Here is a 398-nt window from a genome sequence, read left to right on the forward strand (position 1 = left end):
ATGGTGTCAGTTTTGTCTCTGGTTTCCAATATATAGTGGACAGTGACCTTTTCGCCGGGCTGTGCCTCTGGCATAAATACCATATGCAACCCGCTATAGCGATCCTTCATGACGCTGCATGCCGTTTCAGGCTCGGTGCGCATGGCAATGATAGTTTCATCAGGGGTCATACTGGGTAAAAAGAGCCACTGTTTATGTTTCAACGTCAGGGAGGTTTGACCATAATGATGATTCCTGGCTAAAGGTATAGGATGACTGGCTGACAACGCTCCCGGTAACACAGCTTCCAGACCACCATGCTCCCCCTTTCCCAGTCTTATAGATATCAGGTCACCTTCGGGAGTCACAGCAATATCATATACGCGAAAACGGGTCATCCGTGGATCATGGCCAACAGT

Annotated in this window: 1 protein-coding gene; it reads right to left on the reverse strand. The window is 48.7% G+C overall.

Annotated elements, in window-relative coordinates:
* The coding region (locus tag E1189_RS23130; protein ID WP_230460025.1) for a hypothetical protein at positions 1 to 377 on the reverse strand (377 nt) is incomplete at its 3' end.
* Between the last annotated feature and the right edge of the window lie 21 nt (positions 378 to 398).

Origin of the sequence: Parendozoicomonas verongulae, from assembly GCF_009711465.1 — a bacterium.
Classification (GTDB): Bacteria; Pseudomonadota; Gammaproteobacteria; order Pseudomonadales; family Endozoicomonadaceae; genus Sansalvadorimonas; species Sansalvadorimonas verongulae.